Consider the following 6335-nt stretch of genomic DNA (forward strand, 5'->3'; position numbering starts at 1 on the left):
TCTGGAAAAACCGATTGCCCTGCAAAAACTCTTGTCCGCAGTAGAACGCGCCTTGAAACATGGCGAAGTTCAGACGGTCTCCGGTATGACTTTGGACAAATTGGGCAACAGTTCCGTCATTCAAGAAATGAACGGCAGCATTGAAGCGGCTGCCAAACATAACCGCCCGCTGTTGTTTGCCGGTGAGGCAGGTTCGCCGTTTGAGATTGTCGCCCGCTATCTGCACAAAAGCGGTACGCCTTGGGTGGCAACCGACCGTGTCGAACACATTGTCGATACGCCGATGGAGCTGTTGCAAAAGGCTTCAGGCGGCATTTTGTATGTCGGCGATATTGCCCGTTACAGCAAAAACATCCAAAACGGCATTGCTTTCTTGCTGGAAAAAGCCGACCGCTACAATGTCCGTGTGATTGCTTCCTGCGGCTTTAAACGCGGTGAGAGTGCCGATGACGTCGTTGCCAGCAGACTGGCGGAGCTGTTGAAAGAGCGCATCGATGTTCCTTCTTTGTGCAGCCAGCCGGACGATATCGTCTTTTTAATCAACCGCATCATGACCGATTTGGCCGAAAGTCAAAAAATCCAGCCGGTAAAATTCAGCGACAGCGCGTTGGTGGTTTTGCGCCAATACGATTGGCCGGGCAATTACGACCAGCTTGCCGAAACGGTGAAAAACATCATGTTGGAATCTGACGGCAAAGAAGTGAATGAGCAGGCCGTTGCCGTGGCTTTAGGTCAGAAGGAAAATGCGACGGCGACAGAAATCATCGGCGGCTTCAATTTCAATATGCCTTTGCGCGAATTGAGGGAAGAAGTCGAGCGCCGCTACTTTGAGTACCATATCGCCCAAGAAGGCCAAAATATGAGCCGCGTGGCGCAAAAGGTCGGTTTGGAGCGTACACACCTTTACCGCAAACTCAAACAACTCGGTATCAGCGTATCGCGCCGCAGCGCCGACAAATCCGAAGAATAAGCGCAATATCGGTTCAAACACAAAAAAGGCCGTCTGAAAGCCATCAGGTTTTTCAGACGGCATCGTCATTTGACAGTTTGCTTAGGCAAGCAATACTTTATAAAAATAATGATATGGCTAGGTATTATTATTTTGCCTTTTAAGCCGAAAAGAATACGAAAGTCGGCAAAACTGCTCAGGTTACAACTGATCCGGAAAAACACTATACATTGATTATGTCTGAATCGATGCACTAAGAATTGAAAAATTATTGTGCTCAACATGGTATTTCTTTGAAAGATTTTGTAATTTAGACGATTCAAAATGAAATGCAGCAGTAATGGCTAAAACATAAAGATGGTAAATATGCTTTAATGTAAAGATGTACTTTTGAAAAGGAGTTATCCAATGTTAGGACATTTTGATTATGAAGTAGCTTTAGAGATTTTAGGCCAAAGTCAGCAGTCTTTAGTTCAGGCTCGCTATGATGAATACAATAAAAAAAACCAAATCCGGAGCTTTTGAAATTTCTACGTAGCCGTATGGCCGTTGTAGATGAGCTAATGGATAACTTAAAACCTGATGATGAATATCTGATTAATCGTATATTGGATAAAAATGATGTTCTGAGAAAGTTACTGTGATGGGAAACTAAAGATTTATATTAATAAAATATTCAGACGGCCTTTATTTACTTCAGGTCGTCTGAACAACCATTACGAAAAGGGAACAGATTGATGACGGAAAACGAGCGTTTTGCTTGGTTGCAACTGGCATTTACGCCCTATATCGGCGCAGAAAGTTTTTTGGTGCTGTTGCAGCAATTCGGTAGCGCACAAGCTGCCTTGAATGCGCCGGCAGACAAGATTGCCGCGTTGGTGCGCCATAAACAGGCGGCCGAATCGTGGCGCAATGCGGACAAACGGGCTTTGGCACAGCAGTCAGCCGAAGCCGCTTTACAATGGGAAATGCAGGACGGTTGCCGTCTGTTGCTGCTACAAGATGATAATTTCCCCGAAATGCTGACACAAGGCATTACCGCGCCGCCGGTCTTGTTTTTACGCGGTAATGCAGAGCTGCTGCACACACCTTCTGCCGCGATTGTCGGCAGCCGCCATGCCACGCCGCAGGCAATGCGGATTGCCAAAGATTTCGGCAGGGCATTGAGTGAAAAAGGCATTCCCGTCGTATCGGGTATGGCTTCGGGTATCGACACAGCAGCCCATCAGGGCGCATTGCAGGCAGATGGCGGTACCATCGCCGTATGGGGAACGGGTATAGACCGTATTTATCCACCATCCAATAAAAACCTTGCTTATGAAATTGCAGAAAGGGGATTGATTGTCAGCGAGTTCCCTTTGGACACGCGTCCGTTTGCAGGCAACTTTCCGCGCCGCAACCGTCTGATCGCCGCGTTATCGCAGCTGACATTGGTGGTGGAAGCGGCATTGGAATCCGGCTCATTGATTACTGCCAAGCTGGCGGCGGAGATGGGGCGTGAAGTGATGGCGGTACCCGGTTCGATAGACAATCCGCATAGCAAAGGCTGTCACAAGCTGATTAAAGACGGGGCAAAACTGGTTGAATGTTTGGACGATATTCTCCATGAGTGTCCGCAGCTATTGCAAAATACGCCTGTTCCATCATATTCTATAAATAAGACGGTAAAACCGAAAAACGATCAAACCAAACGTCTGCAACCAAAAACAATAGTGGATGAACCGCAAAGGCCGTCTGAAAACCTATCTGCTGCCCCATCAACTAGCGCTTTATTGGAAGCAATGGGTTACGACCCGATACACCCCGATATTTTGGCGCAACAAACCAATACGGCAGCGGCAGATGTGTACGCACAGCTTTTGGAATACGAACTTGACGGTATCGTCGCCGCCTTGCCGGGCGGCCGTTATCAGCGTGTCAAAGCATAAATTATCTATATTTAAGGAACCAGCATGACCGAAGTCATTGCTTATTTAATCGAACACTTCCAAGATTTCGACAATTGTCCGCCTCCGGAGGACTTGGGTCGCCTCTTGGAAGATGCGGGTTTTGATGCTACGGAAATCGGCAATACATTGATGATGATGGAAGTCTTGTTCAATACGTCCGAATTCTATGCCGAGCCGTTTAACAGCGACTCCCTGCGCGTATTCTGCCGTGAAGAAGCTGAAAACCTGCCGCAGGAAGTCATGGGCTTGATGCAATATTTGGTTACCGAACACGCAATTACTTATGAGCAACGCGAAATCGTCATTCACGCCCTGATGCACATTCCATCGGACGAAATTACCCTCGATACCGCCAAAGTGTTGGTATTGCTGGTGTTGTGGATGCACAAGAGCGAGTTGCCCGTCCTGATAGGCGACGACTTGATGAGTGCGTTGACCGGACAAAACGTGATGCACTAAACCTTTTTTCAGACGGCCTCAATAATAAAGGCCGTCTGAAACATAAATCCAATACATCCAAAAGAGAACAACAATGGCGAAAAACCTCTTAATCGTCGAATCACCGTCCAAAGCCAAAACCCTGAAAAAATACCTTGGCGGCGATTTCGAAATTCTGGCCTCCTACGGCCACGTCCGCGACCTTATCCCCAAAAACGGTGCCGTCGATCCCGAACACGACTTCGCCATGAAATACGAGCTGATTAAACGCAACGCCAAACACGTCGATGCAATTGTCGCCGGAGCCAAAGAAGCCGAAAACATCTACCTCGCAACCGACCCGGATAGGGAAGGTGAAGCGATTTCTTGGCATCTTTATGAAATCCTCAAAACCAAACGCGGCCTGAAAAACATCAAGCCGCAGCGTGTCGTGTTCCACGAAATCACCAAAAACGCCGTGCTCGACGCCGTCGCCAACCCGCGCGAAATTGAAATGGACTTGGTCGATGCGCAACAAGCACGCCGCGCTTTGGACTATCTGGTCGGTTTCAACCTCTCGCCATTGTTGTGGAAAAAAATCCGACGCGGTTTGAGTGCGGGCCGTGTGCAAAGCCCTGCGCTGCGCCTGATTTGCGAACGCGAAAACGAAATCCGCGCGTTTGAAGCGCAGGAATATTGGACAGTGCATCTCGACAGCCACAAAGGCCGCAGCAAGTTCACCGCCAAACTCGCCCAATACAACGGCGCGAAACTCGAACAATTCGACCTGCCGAACGAAGCCGCGCAAGCCGACGTGTTGAAAGAACTCGAAGGCAAAGAGGCCGTTGTTACCGCCATCGAAAAGAAAAAGCGCAGCCGCAATCCCGCCGCGCCGTTCACCACATCCACCATGCAGCAGGATGCCGTGCGCAAACTCGGCTTCACTACCGACCGCACCATGCGTACCGCCCAGCAGCTTTACGAAGGTATAGACGTAGGGCAAGGCGCCATCGGTCTGATTACCTATATGCGTACCGACAGCGTGAATTTAGCTGATGAAGCGTTAACCGAAATCCGTCATTACATCGAAAACAAAATCGGCAAAGAATATCTGCCGAGTGCCGCCAAACAATACAAAACCAAATCCAAAAACGCCCAAGAAGCACACGAAGCGATCCGTCCGACTTCCGTGTACCGTACGCCTGAAAGCGTCAAACCCTTCCTGAGTGTAGACCAGTTCAAACTCTATCAAATGATTTGGCAGCGCACCGTCGCTTGTCAGATGACGCCCGCCAAATTTGACCAAACCACCGTCGATATTACCGTCGGCAAAGGCGTGTTCCGCGTGACCGGACAAGTGCAAACCTTCGCAGGCTTTTTGAGTGTGTATGAAGAAAGCAGCGACGACGAAGAGAGCGAAGACAGCAAAAAACTGCCCGAAATGAGCGAAGGCGACAAATTGCCCGTGGACAAACTCTACGGCGAACAACACTTTACCACTCCGCCTCCGCGCTACAACGAAGCCACGCTGGTTAAAGCCCTCGAAGAATACGGCATCGGCCGCCCCTCGACCTACGCCAGCATCATCTCCACGCTCAAAGACCGCGAATACGTTACCCTTGAGCAAAAACGCTTCATGCCTACCGACACAGGCGACATCGTCAATAAATTCTTGACCGAACACTTCTCCCAATACGTCGACTACCACTTTACCGCCAAACTTGAAGACCAGCTTGACGAAATTGCCAACGGCAAACGCCAATGGATTCCCGTGATGGACAAATTCTGGAAGCCGTTCATCAAGCAAGTAGAAGAAAAAGAGGGCATCGAACGCGCCAAATTTACCACGCAGGAACTCGACGAAATCTGTCCGAAATGCGGCGAACACAAACTGCAAATCAAATTCGGCAAAATGGGTCGTTTTGTCGCGTGTGCCGGTTATCCCGAGTGTAGCTACACGCGCAATGTCAATGAAACTGCCGAAGAAGCCGCCGAGCGCATCGCCAAAGCCGAAGCCGAGCAAGCCGAACTCGACGGGCGCGAGTGCCCCAAATGCGGCGGTCGCCTAGTGTACAAATACAGCCGCACCGGCAGCAAATTCATCGGCTGCGCCAACTATCCGAAATGCAAACACGTTGAACCGCTGGAAAAACCGAAAGACACCGGTGTCCAATGCCCGCAATGTAAAAAAGGCAACCTCGTCGAGCGCAAATCCCGCTACGGCAAACTGTTTTACAGTTGCAGCACTTATCCGGATTGCAACTACGCCACATGGAATCCGCCCATTGCAGAAACTTGTCCGAAATGTGCATGGCCGGTTTTAACCATCAAAACCACCAAACGCTGGGGCGTGGAAAAAGTCTGCCCGCAAAAAGAATGCGGCTGGAAAGAACAGATTGAACCGCCTGCACCGAAGGAATAATTGGTTAAAGCTTGGGTAGAAAAAGGCCGTCTGAAAAATGATTTTCAGACGGCCTTGTTATATCTAAAAGAATAGAGTGAAATACGGCTTGATGGCAGTTTCACTATATAATTGAGGCCGTCTGAAAACTCGGCATCTTTTTAAAAATCATGGCAAACAACAAACATTCCAAACACACCAATCAAGTACGCATTATTGGCGGGCAATGCAGAGGGAGGAAGTTAACTTTTCTGTCTGCAGATGGTCTGCGTCCGACGCCTGACAGCGTGCGTGAAAAACTGTTTAACTGGCTGGGTCAGGATTTAACCGGCAAAACGGTATTAGATTTATTCAGCGGTAGCGGTGCTTTGGGAATGGAGGCCGCTTCTCGTAATGCGGCAAAAGTGCTAATGGTCGATAACCACCGCCAAACTGTTCAAACGCTTCAGAAAAATATCTGTGAATTAGGTTTGAAACAGGTGGAAATCGTGTGTTCAGACGGCATGGCTTATCTGACAAGGCCGTCTGAAAAATTTGATGTTGTGTTTCTTGATCCGCCGTTTGCATGGGAAGATTGGCAAAATCTGTTTATCCGATTGCAAAGCCACTTGAAAAATGG

4 protein-coding genes and 2 pseudogenes are annotated in these 6335 nt (G+C 49.0%); all 6 read left to right on the forward strand.

Annotated elements, in window-relative coordinates:
* Positions 1-970 (forward strand): helix-turn-helix domain-containing protein (locus ACTHSP_RS16640; protein ID WP_440346485.1); only part of this gene is annotated, 970 nt, incomplete at its 5' end.
* A 716-nt stretch (positions 971-1686) separates the two neighbouring features.
* Positions 1687-2617, forward strand: a pseudogene (gene dprA, locus ACTHSP_RS16645) (DNA-processing protein DprA); the annotation flags it as partial.
* A gap of 59 nt (positions 2618-2676) precedes the next feature.
* A pseudogene (locus ACTHSP_RS16650) lies at positions 2677-2877 on the forward strand (DNA-processing protein DprA); the annotation flags it as partial.
* A gap of 24 nt (positions 2878-2901) precedes the next feature.
* Entirely contained in the window at positions 2902-3357 is a 456-nt protein-coding gene (locus ACTHSP_RS16655) for a DUF494 family protein (RefSeq protein WP_003679497.1), read from the forward strand.
* A gap of 73 nt (positions 3358-3430) precedes the next feature.
* Positions 3431-5737, forward strand: coding sequence for a type I DNA topoisomerase (gene topA, locus ACTHSP_RS16660; protein ID WP_440346486.1), 2307 nt, complete (start codon positions 3431-3433; stop codon positions 5735-5737).
* A gap of 149 nt (positions 5738-5886) precedes the next feature.
* The coding region (gene rsmD / locus ACTHSP_RS16665) for a 16S rRNA (guanine(966)-N(2))-methyltransferase RsmD (RefSeq protein WP_440346487.1) at positions 5887-6335 on the forward strand (449 nt) is incomplete at its 3' end.

Source organism: Neisseria sp. P0001.S005 (assembly GCF_051963715.1).